Genomic DNA, 15,490 nt, shown 5'->3' on the forward strand with positions numbered 1-15,490 from the left:
CCGAAGAGAGCAACCGCCAGGGGGGAACCACCGTGCGTCCGCCAGTCACACCGAGGGAGAGATCCACGCCGGAACCCACACCCGCACGGGACGGCGCGAACACCCCCGGCGGCCCCGAGACGGCCAGCCAGTCCTCCAGCCCCTCCTCCTCGGAATCGTCGAGCCCCGCCCATGAGCCCGTGACGGATCTGTCCGACCTGCCCCCCGCCTGGTCCGGGCGCCGCGCGCTCACCTGGCCCGGCGTTCCGCTGCTCGTCGCGCTCGCCCTCTGGGCGTACGCCGTGCGGCACACCGACGTCTCGCGGCTCGACGACTACGGGCTGGTCAGCGCGTTGCACCCGGCCTTCTGGGCCGGGCTCGCGGTGCTCACCACCGGCTTTTGGTTCACGGTCCGCGACGCGCGCCGGCCGGGTGCCTGGCCGGCGGCGTACGTGCTCGGTCTGCTGGTGATGGAGCGGGCCACGCAGGCCGTGCTCTACCCGACCCCGCTGTACGCCTGGGCGTGGAAGCACGAGGCGGTCATCGACCATCTGCTGACGGCCGGCGGCCTGCAGTCGGCCGAACAGGTCGGCGACATGGCGGTGTACGACCAGTGGCCGGGCTTCTTCGCCGCCCAGGCCGCACTGCAGCGGCTGCTGGGCGTGGACTCGGCGGCGATGTTCATGGCCTGGTGGCCCCTGGTCACCAGCCTGATGCTGCTGCTCCCGCTCCTGCTGATCTACCGCACCTTCACCGAGGACCGGCGGCTGATCTGGACCTCGGTCTGGCTCTTCTGCGTCGCCAACTGGGTCGGGCAGGACTACTTCTCCCCCCAGTCCGTGGCGTACGCGCTGCATGTGGGTGTCCTCGCCGTCGTCCTGCGCCGCTTCGGCCGGTCCGCCGGGCACAGCGGCCGGCCGCGGCAGGCGGTGTGGACGGTGGTGATCACCGTCATGATCGTGGCGATCGTCATCTCCCACCAGCTCACCCCGGGCATGCTGGCCGTCTGCCTGCTCGCCCTGTGCCTGAGCCGCCGCTACCGCGACTGGGTCCCGGTGGCCACGACCGTCGTCATCTTCCTGGCCTGGTGCCTCACGGCCGCGCTGCCCTTCCTGTCCGCGGCGATGCCGGACATGATCCGCTCCATCGGCGACGTCGGCGCCAACGTCGAGACGGGCTACGGCGCCACCCCGACCGGCACCGGAGCGATCGCGACCTCCTGGGCGGCCCGGCTGCTGTCCGGTTCCGTCCTGCTGCTCGCGGCCGTCGGCGTGCTGCGCCAGCGGGTGCTGCGCCACCGCGCGTGGCCCCTGCTGCTGGTCGCGGCGGCCCCGCTGCCGATGTTCGCGGCGAGCAGCTACGGCAGCGAGATGATCTTCCGGGTGCTGCTGTTCATGCTGCCCGGCGCCGCCTTCTTCGCCGCCGCGGCGCTGCTGCCCAAGGTCCGCACCCTGGCCGCCGACGCCGCCGAGCGGGAGGACGGCAACCGGCAGGCCACCGGCCCCGCCAAGGCCCGCCGACGGTGGGCCGGCACCTGGGTGCCGCTGGCCGCGCTGCTCGGCGGAACCCTGGCGTTCGTCCCGGCCTACTCCGGCAAGGACCGGATCAACTACTTCCCACCGCAGGAAGTGGCCCTCGTACGGCAGCTCTTCGACCAGGCGCCCGACGGCTCGCTGGTCGTGGCCGCCAACCGCAACTACCCGGACGCGTACGCCTCCTACTGGAGCGTCGACCACTACTGGTTCCTCGACGACGCCCGCAGCCACGTCGACCGGATCGTCCGGAACCCGGCCGCGACTCTCGCCAGTGACATGGCCGGGGTGGAGCGGCCGGCCCGGGCCTACTTCCTGCTCACCCAGGGGCAGCTGGCCAACTCCGAGATGAACGGGCAGCTCGACAAGGCGCAACTCGACCGCATCCGCAAGTCCGTCGCCGCATCGCCGCGCTTCCGGCTCGTGGCGGAGAACAACGCCGGATGGCTCTACGTGCTGAGGCAGTCAGAGGGAGCGGAGCGATGACACCGCAGGAACTCGTGGTCCGGATGCTGCCCCCGTTCGGCGGCTGGCTGGCGCTGGCCGCGCTCGCCCTGCCCGGAGGGTCGCCGCTGCGGGGCGCCGCGGTCGTGCTCTTCCTGGCGGCGGGCCCGGGCGCGGCCGTGGTCAGAGTCTGCGCCCCCGCCCTGGGGGCGCGGCCCGCCGAAGGGCCCGTGGAGCGCCGGGACCCGGACTTCGCCCGCCGTTCCGACCTGCTGGAGCGGCTGATGCTGACGCTGTTCCTGAGCATCGGGGCGGTGATGCTCGTCGCGACCGTGCTGATCGCCACGCACACCTTCAGCGCGCAGCGAGTGCTGCTGACGCTGACCCTGCTGACCACACTCGCCGCGTTCTGTCCGCCGCTGCGCGCCTCCCCGCCGCCGAGGACACCGAGGACACCGAAGGGTTCCGCTCAGTGAGGTTCAACCGTCCCCACCGTCCCTTTCGCCGCAAGCCCAGCACGACCGGAGGACAGCCCCGCAGGAATCCGCACGAGGGGAATCCGCACCAGGAACAGGCCGCCGGGCCGTCGGCATCGAGCCGGCGCCGACTGCTGATCACGTCCGTCACGGTCGTCGGCGCGGTCCTGGTCGCCGGACTCGCCCTGCGGGACGCATCGGGGCCGGACTCGGGAGCCACCGGCTCCGAGGACTGCCGCCCCACGGCCCTCCTGGAACCGCCCTGCGGCGCCTGGTTCGGGGCGTTCGTGCCGCACGAGCGGGACGATCTGCCGGAGAAGGTGCGTGCCTACGAGAAGCGTGTGGGCCGCGAGCTCGACATCGTGTACACGTACCACGACATGTCCCTGGCCTCGGGCACCCGGCGGGAGGGCCAGCTGCTCACCCCGGAGGAGCAGCGCGTCGGCGAGGACCACCTGCTGCTGCTCTCCTGGGAGAGCAAGTGGTGGGGCGGCACGAAACAGCAGCAGCCGACCTGGAAACAGATCGCGGCGGGCGAGCTGGACGACAAGGTCATCGACGTCCAGGCCCGGCGCATCAAGGACTACGGCAAGAAGGTGTTCCTCTCCTTCGACCTGGAGATGGACACCCGCACCCCGGCGAGCGGCACGCCCGCCGACTACGTGAAGGCCTACCGGCACCTCCACGACCGGTTCCGCGAACTGGGCGTGGACAACGTGGTGTGGACGTGGATCACCACCGGGTACCTCGACCACGCCGACGAGATCAAGAAGATGTACCCGGGTGACGACTACGTCGACTGGGTCGGCTACAACCAGTACAACTACTACCGCTGTCACGACGCGGGCTGGCTGACCTTCGCGCAGACGCAGAACGCCACGCACGACTGGATCCGCGCGAACATCTCCGACGACAAGCCGCTGATGCTCTCCGAGTTCGGCACCGCCGCGGACTCGGGCCGCCCGCAGCGGCAGGCGGAGTGGTACGCGCAGGTGCCCGGGGTGCTGAAGGACCTGGACGGCGTCAAGGCCGCCCTCCAGTGGAACTACCGCGACCCCGGACCGCACTGCAACCTGGCGCTGGCGAACGACGCGGCCTGGGACAGCCTGCGCAAGGCGGTCGCCGACCCCTACCTCAACCAGCCCCTGCGCTGACCCCCTTGCCGGGGTCAGCCCGCGAACTCGGGCCCGTGCACCACCGCACGGGCCCGCCGGTACCACCGCCACGCGATGGTCTTCGGCCCGTCCCGGTACGGCGCGACCCGCGCGCCCGCCCCCGCCAGCCAGCCCTCGACGTCGGCGACGGTGTGGGTGCGCCGGACGATGAGCCGGGCGATGCGGTACCGCTCGTCGCGGTCGGAGCTGAGCGCGTGCCGTACGGCGGTCGCCGTCTCGTAGCCGGCCCGGGCCGACATGGCCCGTACCCGGGGGCTGTTGTAGCCGTGCGGGTAGGCGAGGTGCCGGATCTCGTGCCCGAGGGCGTCCTCCAGCACGGCCTTGGAGGTGCGCAGTTCGTACGCCAGGGTCTTCGCGGACAGGGTGTCGAGCTGCGCGTGCGTGACGGTGTGGCTGCCGATCTCCATGCCGGAACGTTCCAGCTCCGCCGCCCGGGCCAGGGTCATCATCGGGGCGGGCGGCAGCAGACTGCGGCCGCCGGGGGCGAGGGCGCCGGTGGTGAGGTAGGCGGTGGCGGGCAGCGCGCGTTCGGCCAGGGCCTCGGCGGTGGGGCCGGGCAGATCGGCGAACCCGTCGTCGAAGGTGAGCAGCACGGGCCGGTCCGGCAGCGGCGCCCGCCCGGCCAGACGATCGGCGATCGCGCTGATCGTGACGGGCGTACGGCCGCTGCGGACCACGGCGTCGAGATGCGCGGCGAACTGCTTCGGCGTGACCGTGAACTCGGCGATCCAGTCCGGGGGATCGTCCATCACGGAGTGGTACAGGAAGACGGGGATCGCGGGGGTGCCGACAGCACCCGCGGGGGCTATCGGCCCTTCGCCGCCCTGTGCACCGCGCTCCGCGCCGCCTCTGCCGTCCGTCCTCATCTCGCCCCCCGAGCAGTCGCGCGCAGCGCCCGCCGCGCCTTCAGATAGCCGACCGGCCCGTACAGCATCCCCCTGCGCTGCAACCGCGACAGCCGTCGCGGCCACGGATGCGTCCGTACGTCGTGATCCCCCGGCGTCCCGCCGCCCGCGGCCCCCTCCGACGCGCGCACCGCGGTCAGCGCGCGGGCGTGGGCCAGACCCCGCGGCAGCCTGGCGAGGAACGCCGGCAGCAGCGCGGGACGGTTCACGAGCACCGCGGTGAGATAGGCGGTGAGCCCGGCGCCGTAGCCGTACGCCTGGGTCTCCAGGTCCCGCCAGGTCTCCCGGTGGTGGTGCCACACCAGGGCGTACGGCGTGTACCGCAGCCGGTGCCCCTGGGCCAGGACGCGCACGAAGCCGTAGAGGTCGTCGCCGCCCCGGGCGGCCGTCCCGGCACCGGTGGCCGGGTCGAAACCGCCGACGGAACGCAGCACCGCCGTCCGGAACGCCATGTTCGCGCCCGAGCCGAACCGCCCGGCCGTGAACGGGAACAGCGGCTCGTCGCCCGGCGGGTGCGCCGGGTCGTACGTCCTTGGAGTGAAGCCTTTCGCGAAACCGCCGTGACTCTCCAGCAGCACCTGGGCCGGGGTGGTCAGCCGCGCCGGCAGGATCAGCCCGGTGCTGCACCCGAGTCCGGTGTCGGCGGCGAAGGGCGCGGTCAGCTCGGTCAGCCACCGCGGGTCGGCGACCACGTCGTCGTCGGTGAAGGCGACCACTTCGCCGCGCACGGCGTCCAGCCCCGCGTTGTGGGCGGCTGCGAGCCCCGGAACAGGCTCGCAGACGTACCGCACGCGCTCGGCGTACTTCCGCTCGATCAGCTCCCGCGTCTCGCTCGTGACGGGCGCGTTGTCGACCACGACGATCTCGAACCGCGAATGGTCCTGCGCCAGCAGCGAGTCCAGCGCCCGGGCCAGCTGCCCGGCCCGCTCCCGGGTTGCGACGACGACACTCGCGTACGGCGGCTCCCCGGGTTCGCCGAAGACCGCCGGCCCGCACTCCGCCCGGGCCCGCTCCGCCAGCACGGCCCTGGGATCCACCCCCTCCGGCACCCGCCCGAGCAGCGTGCCCACGGGCCGGCCACCCCTCCTGACCAGCACGAACACCTCGCCGTGCGTCACGGGCGGACTCCCCGGACCGGGTCTGAGCACCGCCTCGTCACCGTCGAGGTCCAGCTCGGCGACCTGCACCGCCCCGATGTCCAGGAACCGCCGTATCTCCTCCTGCGCACCCGCCGAACGGGCCATGCGCCCACCCCCCTTGTGTGTCAGGTACGGCGCAGCCGAGCCGCGCCCTTCAGCGTCCGCGCGGCCAGCGACGCGAGCCGCGGCCTGCTGCGGACGAAGCTGTGCGCGCGGCGCGCCGGTTCGCGGCTCAGCCAGTGCAGCGCCGCGCCCGCCCCCGGACGGGTCACCGCACCCTCGTACACGGGCAGTTCGCCCGTCTTCAGCGCGTCCTTGTACTCGGCCGCGCCCCGCCCCAGGTCGAGCATGCCGATGCCGGCGGCGGCCGCCGCCTCGGCCATGCGCAGGTGCAGCACCAGCCCCGGCGAGAACCTCGCGAACTCCGGGTCGTAGGCCGGGAACCAGCAGGCCAGCACCGAGGCCGAACGCAGGCCGAAGTGCGCGGCGACGGGCCGCTCACCGGCGTACAGCACGGACAGCGTGCCGCTGCACTCCGCCGCCCGGGTCCGGGCCAGCTGCCCGACGAGCCGGGTGATCCATTCCTGGGCGAACCGGTCCCGGCGGCCGGTCCTGCGGTACTGCGCGGACTTCCACTCCATGAGTGTGCGCAGCGCGGCCGGTTCGCGTTCGTCGAACACGAAGCGCAGCTCGCCGGCCTGCCGGCCCAGCTTGCGCTCCTTGGCCAGCGTCGTCTTCAGGAACTTCGGCGACTGCGCGCGCAGCACCGACTCGTACGTCTCGTAGCCCTTCTCCACGTCGATGACGTAGGTGGCGTGCTCCTCGGCCGCGTACCGGACGAACAGCCGCTGCTCGGCCTCCAGATTGTCGAAGGCGAAGCTCGACACCGAGCAGGCCTTCAGCAGTTCGCCCGTCTCCAGGTCCAGGCCCGGCCGCAGGACCGCGCCCTGCGCGTCCGAGACGCCGAGCCCGATCGCCCGGCCCTGCCCCAACGGGCCCCGCTCATAGGGCAGGAAGCCGGCCGGCTCCCACCCCTCGTACACCACGGCGACGCGGGCTCCCGGCCTGACCCGGCCGACGGCTTCGGTGAACTCCGGCTCCATGAAAGGGCTGCGCGGTGCCTCCGAGGCGGCGCGCAGCGCACGCCAGCGCTCCCTCTCCCCTTCGCCGAGCTCCCCGGGCCCGGCCACGCGTATGCGCCCACTGCTCAACCTGACCCCCCGATCAAGTCCCCCCTGGACACTTGGAAGGTACCGCCCGAGACGGCCCCACGGGTAGGTAGCGGAGCATGTTGTTGCCAACTGGTACAGAGGCCTTCAACCGGGCAATCGGCGTCTGCCGTCCGATGAAACGAAGGGGCGCGCTGTCCGTATTCTCTGATCATGGCCGCACCCATCGCATATTCACTCATCGCCACCGATCTGGACGGGACGCTGCTGCGCGGCGACGACACCCTCTCCGACCGGTCTCTCGCCGTCCTCGCGCGGGTGGCGGACGCCGGTGCCCAGCACCTCGTGGTGACGGGCCGGCCGGCGCCGAGAGTGCGGCCGCTCCTGGACGACCTCGGATGCACGGGGCTCGCGGTGTGCGGGCAGGGCGCGCAGGTGTACGACGCCGGCGCGGACCGGCTGCTGTGGTCCATCACCCTGGACCGGGAACTGGCCGAGACCGCCCTCGGCAAGATCGAGGCCGAGGTGGGTCAGGTGTACGCGGCGGTCGACCAGGACGGGGTCGACGGGCTCACGCTGATCGAGCCGGGCTATCTGATGCCGCACCCGACCCTGCCCGCCGTACGGGTCGACCGGCGCGACGAGCTGTGGGGCGAGCCCATCAGCAAGGTGCTGCTGCGCCATCCCCATCTGTCGGACGACGAGTTGGCGGCGACGGCCCGCTCGGTGGTCGGCTCACTGGCGACGGTGACGATGTCGGGGCCCGGCACGGTCGAGCTCCAGCCGTGCGGGATCACCAAGGCGACGGGCCTGGCGCTGGCCGCCGAGCATTTGGGGCTGCGGCCCGCGGACACCATCGCCTTCGGCGACATGCCCAACGACATTCCGATGTTCGACTGGGCCGGCCGCGGCGTCGCGATGGCCAACGCCCATCCCGAACTCAAGGCCGTGGCCGACGAGGTCACCCTGTCGAACGAGGACGACGGCATCGCCGTCGTCCTCGAACGACTGCTGGGCGGGAGGGCTCAGTACGGGCCGTTGACGTTGTCGATCGAGCCGTAGCGGTCGGCCGCGTAGTTGCAGGCCGCGGTGATGTTGGCGACGGGGTCGTACGGGTCCCACGACGTGCCGTCCACGTGGTAGGCCTGGAAGGTCGGGTCGATGGTCTGGAGCAGGCCCTTCGACGGGGTGCCCTTGGCGGCGTTGGAGTCCCAGTTGTTGATCGCCAGGGGGTTGCCGGACGACTCGCGCATGATGTTGCGGTGGATGCCGTCGTAGGAGCCCGGGATCCCCTTCTGCGCCATGATGTCCAACGCCTCGCGGATCCAGCCGTCCAGGTTGTTCGTGTAGGTCTTCGCGGAGGCCTGGGTGGCCTTGGCGACGCCGCCGGCGGGCTTCGCGGCCGGCTTGGCGGGGGCGGACGACTTGGTCGCCGTCTTCTTCGCCGCGTCCGTCTTGGTGGTCTTCACGGTCAGCTTCAGACCCGGGTGGATCAGCTTCGGGTCGTCGCCGACGGCGGCGCGGTTGTCCTTGTAGAGCTGCTTCCAGCCGCCCGGGACGTCGTACTCGTCCGCGATGCGGTAGAGCGTGTCGCCCTTGGCCACGGTGTGCGTGAGGGACTTGGCGGGCTGGGCCGCCTGTGGCACGGACTGTGCGGCGGCGGGTGCGCTCTGGGGCTCTGCGGCGCTCGCGTGGGTGGCGCCGAGGAGCGGAAGGGTGAGTGCGGCTCCGCCGGTACCGGCGGCGATGAAGCCTCGGGTCAGCGGGTTGGTTCTGGGGCGACGGTGCTTGCCTCGTCCGGCCATGGTGATGTTCCTCTCCGGCGCCTGCGAGGTGAGCTGTCGGGTTCGGGCCGGGAGGTGCCCGGCCGCGTACGGCGCTGTGTGCCGTGCGCGGCTTCACCCCGAGCCGTGCCGCTGTGCGGACCGGCGACTTACCTGGGTCCCCCGCTCCTGCCCTGCGTGAGTGAGTCGGTTCAGTGGGGAGTCCGGGCGGCGGCAGGATTAGGCGTCCGCCGGACAGGCCGGGAACGTATGCGAGAGCACTTGTCGGGAACAAGCACCTCAATCACATATCGCGCGGTTGACCTTGGTCAGGGGTGTTTGCGCCGCTTGATCCTTTGCGGGAGCCAAGACCCAAGTGGCGTTCAGGGGAAGGCGGTACGGGCCGGTGTCGAGGGGGGACGGAAAAGGGGAGGAAGTGATTCAACTCACTGATCACGAGCCCGTGGGGCAATTTCCGCCAACAGGAATTCGCCTACTCATCTCGGCAAATCGTGCATAGTTCGCTACCTGTAGGTAAGTCGATAAATATCTGTTCTTATGGGTTGATCGAAAACATAACGGTCGTGATCGGATACCACCCGGCCTGTAACCATGGGCGCTGGCGGTGATCGAAACGTGACCGGATACGCTGACTCGAGTGAGGGCAGCGACCTATCGACAATCCGCGTAACCACCGGCAGACACAGCAGACAGGAGACCCCTCGTGACCGACGTCGGGCCGTTCGGGCTGAGCGTGCGGGACCAGGCTCTGGAAGCCGATGTCCAGGCCGGATTGACGGCTGTCGAGGAAGGCTTGCTCGAGGCCACCAAGAGTGAGGTGCCCTTCATCACGGAGGCCGCCCAGCATCTGGTGCGGGCCGGCGGCAAGCGGTTCCGCCCGCTGCTCGTGATGCTCTCCGCCCGGTTCGGTGACCGGTACGCGCCCGGGATCGTGCCCTCGGCCGTCGTCGTGGAGCTGACCCACCTCGCCACGCTGTACCACGACGACGTCATGGACGAGGCCGCCGTGCGCCGCGGCGTCGCGAGCGCGAACACCCGCTGGGGCAACTCCGTCGCGGTCCTCACCGGCGACTTCCTCTTCGCCCGCGCCTCGCACATCCTGGCCGACCTCGGCCCGGAGGCCGTGCGGGTGCAGGCCGAGGCGTTCGAGCGCCTCGTGACCGGCCAGATCCTGGAGACGGCCGGACCGCAGGACGGCCGGGACCCCGTCGAGCACTACCTGGACGTGCTGGGCGGCAAGACCGGCTCGCTGGTCGCCGTGTCGTGCCGGTTCGGCGCGATGATGTCCGGCGCCGACGAGACGACCGTGGACGTGCTGACCCAGTACGGCGAGCGGCTCGGCGTCGCCTTCCAGCTCGCGGACGACGTCCTGGACATCGCCTCCGACTCCCACGAGTCCGGCAAGACCCCCGGCACCGACCTGCGCGAGGGCATCCCCACGCTGCCGGTGCTGCGGCTGCGTGAGCGGGCGGCCCGGCTCGGGCTCGCCGACGACATCGCCCTGTGCGAGCTGCTCGACTCCGACCTCACCGACGACGCACGGCACGCCGAGGCCCTGCGCCTGCTGCGGGCCCACCCGGCGCTGGAACAGGCCCGGAAGGACACCGTCCGCTACGCCCAGGACGCCCGCTCGGCGCTGGCACCCCTGCCGGAGTGCACCGCGAAGACGGCGCTCCTGGAGCTGTGCGACGCGGTGGTGCACCGGGCCGGCTAGCACGCCTTTCCCGTACGACCCCTACGGGTCGGGGGAGAAGCCGCCCTCCCGTGTCATACCCCAGCAGTACACGGAGTTGAGTCCGGGGTCTGACGTATCTCCCTGGCCGATTTGGTCAGATGGAGACCACGGAAAACACCACTCCTCACCTGTTCGGGTGAGAATGGCGGCTCAGGGACGAGTGCGTGGACGACACGGACAGCCGCCGCCGACCACGGAGGTAGGGCACACATGGCACCGTACGCATCCGACGACAGCACGACCGGCGGGGACGCCGACGAGCAGCGCTCCGGGCGGCGCAAAGCCGCGCGGTACATCGTCCCGGTCACGGTGGTGGGGGTGGCGGCCGCGACGATCGGCCTGGTCCCCGCACTCGCCGACTCCGGCGACCCCGACCTCCCGAAGATCACCGCCCAGCAGCTCATCGAGAAGATCGCGAAGTCGGACGTCCAGCAGCTGTCCGGCACCGTGAAGGTCAGCACGGACCTCGGCCTGCCGAACCTCGGCGGCCTGGAGTCCGGCCTGCTGTCCGGTGCCGCGGGCCAGGACGAGGGCGGCTCCTCCGCCGAACCGACGGCCAAGCTCACCGAACTGGCCTCCGGCACCCACACCCTGCGCGTCGCCGCCGACGGCCCGGACAAGCAGAAGCTGTCGCTGCTGGAGAACGCCGCCGAGTACAGCGTCATCCACAACGGCAAGGACGTCTGGGGCTACGACAGCAAGTCCAACGAGGTCTACCACGGCACCTCCTCCGAGAGCCCGGAGCGCGGCAAGGACCGGCAGCCGCCGGCCACGCCGAAGGACTTCGCCGAGGAGGCCCTGAAGGCGGTCGACGACACGACCTCCGTGACCGTCGACGGCACCGCCCAGGTCGCCGGCCGGGACGCCTACAAGCTGCTCATCAAGCCGAAGCAGTCCGGCTCGACGGTCGGTGCGATCACCGTGGCCGTGGACGCCGAGACCGGCATGCCGCTGAAGTTCACGCTGACCCCGGCGAGCGGCGGCGCGGCCGTCGTCGACGCGGGCTTCACGAAGGTGAGCTTCGCCGAACCGGCCGCCTCCACCTTCGACTTCACCCCGCCCAAGGGCGCGAAGGTCACCGAGGAGAAGGACCTGGGCAAGGCCTCCGGCAAGCCCTTCGACAAGGGCGGGGCGAGGGAACACGCCCCGAAGGCCGGCGAGGACTTCGGCAAGGGACTCGGCGGCCTCGACGGAATGAAGACCATCGGCGAGGGCTGGAACGCCATCGCCACCTTCGACACCGGCGGCGAGGGCGTGCCCTCCGGCGGGGCCGGCGGCGACCTCGGCGGCTTCATGGACTCGCTCGGCGACAAGGTCCACGGAAAGTTCGGCTCCGGCACGGTCTTCTCGACCCGCCTGGTCAACGCCCTCATCACCGACGACGGCAAGGTCTACGCGGGCCTGGTCACCAAGGACGCGCTCGTCAAGGCGGCCGACGCCGGGAAGTAAGTCCCGTACGCGTACGGGGCGTCGAGAGAACGAGGAAGCCGATGGGCGAACCGTCCGCCACGGAACCGGAGCAGCGGGACGCGCGGGCCGAGACCGGGGAACCGGTCATCGCCACCCGCGCGCTCACCAAGCGCTACCGCGGCGGACAGCTCGCCGTGGACGGTCTCGACCTGACCGTCCCGGCGGGCAGCGTCTTCGGCTTCCTCGGCCCCAACGGCTCCGGCAAGACCACCACCATCCGCATGCTGATGGGCCTCATCGAGCCCACCTCCGGCACGGCCCGGGTCCTGGGCCGGCCCATGCCCCGGGCCACCCGCGCCGTGCTGCCGCACGTCGGCGCCCTCATCGAGGGCCCGGCCCTCTACGGCTTCCTCTCCGGCCGCGACAACCTGATCCGCTACGACAGCGCCGACCCGGCCGCCGATCCGCGCACCCGGCGGGCCCGGGTGACCTCCGCCCTGGACCGGGTGGGCCTCACGGCCGCCGCGGGCAAGAAGGCCAAGGCGTACTCCCTGGGCATGAAACAGCGCCTGGGTCTCGCGGCCGCGCTGCTCCGGCCGCGCCGGCTGCTCGTCCTCGACGAGCCGACCAACGGCCTCGACCCGCAGGGCATGCGCGAGATCCGCACCCTGATCCGGGAACTGGCCTCGGACGGCACGACCGTCTTCCTCTCCTCCCACCTCCTCGACGAGATCGAGCAGGTCTGCACGCACGCGGCCGTGATGGCGCAGGGCCGGCTGATCACGCAGGGCCCGGTCGCCGAGCTGTCCGCCGGGGCGCGCGGCCGGCTGGCCGTGACCACACCGGACCCGGCGGAGGCGGCCCGGGTCCTGAAGGAGCAGGGCGTCGGCGACGTCGTGGTCACCGACGACCGGGTGACCGGCGAACCACCGGACCGCGACCTCGCCGAGGTGAACGCCGCGCTGGTGACGGCCGGGGTCCGCGTGCGCGGCTTCACGGTCGAACGGGCCTCGCTGGAGGACGCGTTCGTGGCGCTGACGGGGGAGGGCTTCGATGTCGCGGGCTGAAGTCGTGGAATCCGTAAGGCCGGTGAGCCCGCTGTGGACCTTCGGGCTGCTGCGCAACGAGCTCGTCACCACCTTCCGGCGCTGGCGCACGCTCGCGCTGCTGGCCGTTCTGGCGGGCGTACCGATCCTCGTCGGCATCGCCGTCAAGATCGAGACGGGGGACGGATCGTCGCCCGGGGGCGGAGGCGGCGGAGGGCCGGCCTTCATCTCGCAGATCACCAACAACGGCCTGTTCCTGGTCTTCACCGCCCTGGCCGCCACGCTCCCGTTCTTCCTGCCGATGGCGGTCGGTGTCGTCGCGGGCGACGCGATCGCCGGCGAGGCCAACTCCGGCACGCTCCGCTATCTGCTGGTCGCCCCGGCCGGCCGCAGCCGCCTGCTGCTCACCAAGTACGCGACGGTCGTCATCTTCTGCCTGGCCGCCACGCTCGTGGTCGCCGTCTCGGCGCTGACGGTCGGCGCGCTGCTCTTCCCGCTCGGGGACCTGACGACCATCTCCGGTACGCGGATCAGCTTCGCCGAGGGCCTGGGCAGAGCGCTGCTGATCGCCCTGGCAGTCGCCGCGTCACTGATCGGTGTCGCCGCGCTCGGCCTGTTCGTGTCGACCCTGACGGGCAGTGGCATCGCGGCGATGGCGACGACGGTCGGCCTGCTGATCACGGTCCAGATCCTCGACCAGATCCCGCAACTGCACGCCCTCCAGCCGTACTTCTTCTCCCACTACTGGCTGTCCTTCGCCGACCTCATGCGCGAGCCGGTCTACTGGGACGAGCTGGCGAAGAACCTCGGTCTCCAGGCCCTGTACGCGGTGGTGTTCGGGTCGGCGGCGTGGGCGCGCTTCACGACGAAGGACATCACCGCGTAGCGCTCAGTCCTCGTACGGGAACCTGGCCAGGGGTGCCTCCTGCGCGAAGAAGGTCTTCGCCCGGGTCAGTGCCGCCTCGTCGTTCAGCACGTCACCGGGCTTGCTGCCGTTGCCGAGCAGCACCCCGCCGAAGCGCATCCCCATGTACGCGGCGGAGTTGTGGAGCGTCCCGACGAGCGGGTCGGCGACCACCTCCTGCGTGTGCGCGAGGGCGGTGACACCCCACAGGGTGCGGCCCGCCAGGGTCGCCTTGAAGTCGAGGTCCGGCGTGCGCAGCCAGCCCGACCAGTAGTCCAGGTAGCGCTTGGTCTGCGCGGAGACCGAGTACCAGTACAGGGGCGAGACGATCACGATGTCCGTCGCCGCGAGCGTGGCGTCGAGCAGCCGGGCCACGTTGCCCTCGGTCGGGCGGACGTGGTCGGTGTCGTGCCGCAGGTCCTCGAAGTCCGGCACCGGCTGCCCGGTGAGGTCGATCCACTCCTGCTCGACGTCCGGGGGCAGTTGCTCGGCGGCCCGGCGGGCCAGCAGCTCGGAGTTGCCCTCGGCGCGAGCGCTGCCCAGGACGAAAAGGAAACGGCGGGTCATGGGTGCCCCTCTGGAAACTCGGCGTACGTCAATTACGTGCGTGTGCATCATATGCGTACGCAAGTAAATCTGCCAGGGGTGCCGGTCAGCCCCCGGTGCACGCCTCCGCCTCGCGTGCCACGGCCAGCAGCAGCGCCTCCCGCCCGTGCGGCGCCACCAGCTGGAGCCCGGCCGGGCAGCCGTCGCCGCCGAACCCCGCGGGCAGGCTCAGCGCAGGATGTCCGCTGAGGTTGAACGCCCAGGTGAGAGAGGTGGAGTAGCGGTTCCCGGGTCCCTCGTGGCCGTGCGGGGCGGTGGGCGCCGTCGGGGTCAGCAGCAGCTCGGCATCGGCGAACAGCCCGGCGAGCCGCCGGTCGTTCTCCGCCCGGACGCGCTCGGCCCCGGCCGGATCGGCGCCGGGGGTGCGCAGGGCGAGCCAGGCCGGCCCGGGGTCCGTCAGCCGCAACGGCATCCGCGGCCGCACGAGCCGTACGACCCCTGCCGCCGCGAGCCGCTCCACGGCCGCCCGGGCCAGCGCGACGGGCTCCGGATCGGGTCCGGCGAAACCGAGGTCGGGGGACCAGACGGCGGTGACGGGGAGGGCCGCCTCGGCCGGCACCGGCTCCTCGGACACCACGCGCCACCACAGCTCGGCGTCCGCCGCCGAGCGGGCGAGCACCCCCGGAACGGCAAGCCCCGTACGGTCGCCCGACGGCAGCCGTCCGCGCGTCGTCTTCAGGCCGGCCACCCCGCACCACGCCGCCGGGATCCGCACCGAACCGGCCCCGTCGCCGCCCGTCGCCAGCGGCACCAGCCCGGCCGCCACGGCCGCCGCGGCCCCGGCCGACGAGCCGCCCGGCGTCCGGTCGGCCCGCCACGGATTGACGGTCCGGCCGCGGGCCCCGAGCCCCCACGTCTGCCAGGGCGTTCCCGGCCGGGGCACGGACGTCGCGCCCACGGCCACACCACCGGCCGCGAGCAGTGGGCCCGCCGCGTGCAGCCCGCGCCGACCCTTCACGGCCACCGGCACCCCGGCCAGCGGCAGGGACGGGGCGGCGCCCCGCCGGTCGAGTCGTGTGTCCAGCTCACCGGCCCGCCGCAACGCCTCCTCGCCCCACACCTCGACGAACGCGCACAGCCGCGGATCGGCCCGCTCGATCCGGTCCAGGGCCGCCGCGACCACGTCCGCCGCGCGCAGTTCCCGGGCCCGTACACCCGCCGCGATCTCCCCGGCCGACAGGGGCAC

At 72.1% G+C, this 15,490-nt stretch carries 14 protein-coding genes and 1 riboswitch; of the genes, 8 read left to right on the forward strand and 6 right to left on the reverse strand.

The features are described from left to right. Window positions 1-179: 179 nt before the first annotated feature. The 3 genes from G3I77_RS23410 to G3I77_RS23420 are packed head-to-tail and all read left to right on the forward strand — an operon-like array spanning window position 180 to window position 3,585. Window positions 180-1,997: a glycosyltransferase gene (locus G3I77_RS23410; RefSeq protein WP_248506819.1), complete on the forward strand. Its 1,818-nt coding sequence runs from the start codon at window positions 180-182 to the stop codon at window positions 1,995-1,997. Next, window positions 1,994-2,431, forward strand: a complete 438-nt coding sequence (locus G3I77_RS23415) for a hypothetical protein (RefSeq protein ID WP_248506822.1) — start codon at window positions 1,994-1,996, stop codon at window positions 2,429-2,431. Before G3I77_RS23410 ends, G3I77_RS23415 begins: the two co-directional genes overlap by 4 nt. Beyond that, window positions 2,428-3,585: a glycosyl hydrolase gene (locus tag G3I77_RS23420; RefSeq protein WP_248506824.1), complete on the forward strand. Its 1,158-nt coding sequence runs from the start codon at window positions 2,428-2,430 to the stop codon at window positions 3,583-3,585. Before G3I77_RS23415 ends, G3I77_RS23420 begins: the two co-directional genes overlap by 4 nt. Before the next feature lie 14 nt (window positions 3,586-3,599). Here the strand turns inward: G3I77_RS23420 and G3I77_RS23425 are convergent, their stop codons facing one another. The 3 genes from G3I77_RS23425 to G3I77_RS23435 form a co-directional block, all read right to left on the reverse strand. After that, a complete protein-coding gene (locus G3I77_RS23425) occupies window positions 3,600-4,355 on the reverse strand; it encodes a polysaccharide deacetylase family protein (protein WP_248506827.1) in 756 nt (251 codons plus the stop codon). Window positions 4,356-4,468: 113 nt separating this feature from the next. Further along, the gene (locus G3I77_RS23430; protein WP_248506829.1) at window positions 4,469-5,755 is read right to left on the reverse strand and encodes a glycosyltransferase family 2 protein; all 1,287 of its coding nucleotides are present in this window, start codon (window positions 5,753-5,755) and stop codon (window positions 4,469-4,471) included. Between the two features lie 20 nt (window positions 5,756-5,775). Continuing rightward, window positions 5,776-6,861: a GNAT family N-acetyltransferase gene (locus G3I77_RS23435; protein ID WP_248506831.1), complete on the reverse strand. Its 1,086-nt coding sequence runs from the start codon at window positions 6,859-6,861 to the stop codon at window positions 5,776-5,778. A 171-nt stretch (window positions 6,862-7,032) separates the two neighbouring features. Between G3I77_RS23435 and G3I77_RS23440 the strand changes: the two genes are divergently transcribed. Beyond that, window positions 7,033-7,881 carry an HAD family hydrolase gene (locus G3I77_RS23440; protein ID WP_248506832.1) on the forward strand — a complete coding sequence of 283 codons (849 nt, stop codon included), beginning with the start codon at window positions 7,033-7,035 and terminating at the stop codon, window positions 7,879-7,881. On the opposite strand, the gene G3I77_RS23445 is transcribed toward G3I77_RS23440, so the two are convergent. Next, window positions 7,845-8,624, reverse strand: a complete 780-nt coding sequence (locus G3I77_RS23445; RefSeq protein WP_248506837.1) for a LysM peptidoglycan-binding domain-containing protein — start codon at window positions 8,622-8,624, stop codon at window positions 7,845-7,847. The genes G3I77_RS23440 and G3I77_RS23445 overlap by 37 nt on opposite strands. 3 nt (window positions 8,625-8,627) lie before the next feature. Continuing rightward, window positions 8,628-8,797: riboswitch (cyclic di-AMP (ydaO/yuaA leader) on the reverse strand. Window positions 8,798-9,306: 509 nt separating this feature from the next. On the opposite strand from G3I77_RS23445, the gene G3I77_RS23450 reads away from it, so the two are divergent. The 4 genes from G3I77_RS23450 (at window position 9,307) to G3I77_RS23465 (ending at window position 13,680) form a co-directional block, all read left to right on the forward strand. Continuing rightward, window positions 9,307-10,317, forward strand: coding sequence for a polyprenyl synthetase family protein (locus tag G3I77_RS23450; RefSeq protein ID WP_248506840.1), 1,011 nt, complete (start codon window positions 9,307-9,309; stop codon window positions 10,315-10,317). Window positions 10,318-10,548: 231 nt separating this feature from the next. Beyond that, window positions 10,549-11,787 carry a DUF2092 domain-containing protein gene (locus tag G3I77_RS23455; protein ID WP_248506842.1) on the forward strand — a complete coding sequence of 413 codons (1,239 nt, stop codon included), beginning with the start codon at window positions 10,549-10,551 and terminating at the stop codon, window positions 11,785-11,787. A 41-nt stretch (window positions 11,788-11,828) separates the two neighbouring features. Continuing rightward, window positions 11,829-12,815 carry an ABC transporter ATP-binding protein gene (locus G3I77_RS23460; protein WP_248506844.1) on the forward strand — a complete coding sequence of 329 codons (987 nt, stop codon included), beginning with the start codon at window positions 11,829-11,831 and terminating at the stop codon, window positions 12,813-12,815. After that, window positions 12,802-13,680, forward strand: coding sequence for an ABC transporter permease (locus G3I77_RS23465; RefSeq protein ID WP_248506846.1), 879 nt, complete (start codon window positions 12,802-12,804; stop codon window positions 13,678-13,680). The genes G3I77_RS23460 and G3I77_RS23465 overlap by 14 nt, the downstream gene beginning before the upstream one ends. Before the next feature lie 3 nt (window positions 13,681-13,683). Here the strand turns inward: G3I77_RS23465 and G3I77_RS23470 are convergent, their stop codons facing one another. Both G3I77_RS23470 and G3I77_RS23475 read right to left on the reverse strand, forming a co-directional pair. Further along, window positions 13,684-14,265 (reverse strand): flavodoxin family protein, encoded by a 582-nt coding sequence (locus G3I77_RS23470; RefSeq protein ID WP_248506848.1) that lies wholly within the window; start codon window positions 14,263-14,265, stop codon window positions 13,684-13,686. Between the two features lie 85 nt (window positions 14,266-14,350). Then, entirely contained in the window at window positions 14,351-15,490 is a 1,140-nt protein-coding gene (locus G3I77_RS23475; protein ID WP_248506850.1) for an amidase, read from the reverse strand.

It is taken from the genome of Streptomyces sp. D2-8 (assembly GCF_023184515.1).
GTDB lineage: Bacteria > Actinomycetota > Actinomycetes > Streptomycetales > Streptomycetaceae > Streptomyces.

Coding starts and splice junctions, on each gene's coding strand:
- G3I77_RS23415 (WP_248506822.1), top strand. CDS start 1,994: ATGACACCGCAGGAACTCGTGGTCCGGATGCTGCCCCCGTTCGGCGGC.
- G3I77_RS23425 (WP_248506827.1), bottom strand. CDS start 4,355: ATGGACGATCCCCCGGACTGGATCGCCGAGTTCACGGTCACGCCGAAG.
- G3I77_RS23430 (WP_248506829.1), bottom strand. CDS start 5,755: ATGGCCCGTTCGGCGGGTGCGCAGGAGGAGATACGGCGGTTCCTGGAC.
- G3I77_RS23440 (WP_248506832.1), top strand. CDS start 7,033: ATGGCCGCACCCATCGCATATTCACTCATCGCCACCGATCTGGACGGG.
- G3I77_RS23445 (WP_248506837.1), bottom strand. CDS start 8,624: ATGGCCGGACGAGGCAAGCACCGTCGCCCCAGAACCAACCCGCTGACC.
- G3I77_RS23455 (WP_248506842.1), top strand. CDS start 10,549: ATGGCACCGTACGCATCCGACGACAGCACGACCGGCGGGGACGCCGAC.
- G3I77_RS23460 (WP_248506844.1), top strand. CDS start 11,829: ATGGGCGAACCGTCCGCCACGGAACCGGAGCAGCGGGACGCGCGGGCC.
- G3I77_RS23465 (WP_248506846.1), top strand. CDS start 12,802: ATGTCGCGGGCTGAAGTCGTGGAATCCGTAAGGCCGGTGAGCCCGCTG.
- G3I77_RS23470 (WP_248506848.1), bottom strand. CDS start 14,265: ATGACCCGCCGTTTCCTTTTCGTCCTGGGCAGCGCTCGCGCCGAGGGC.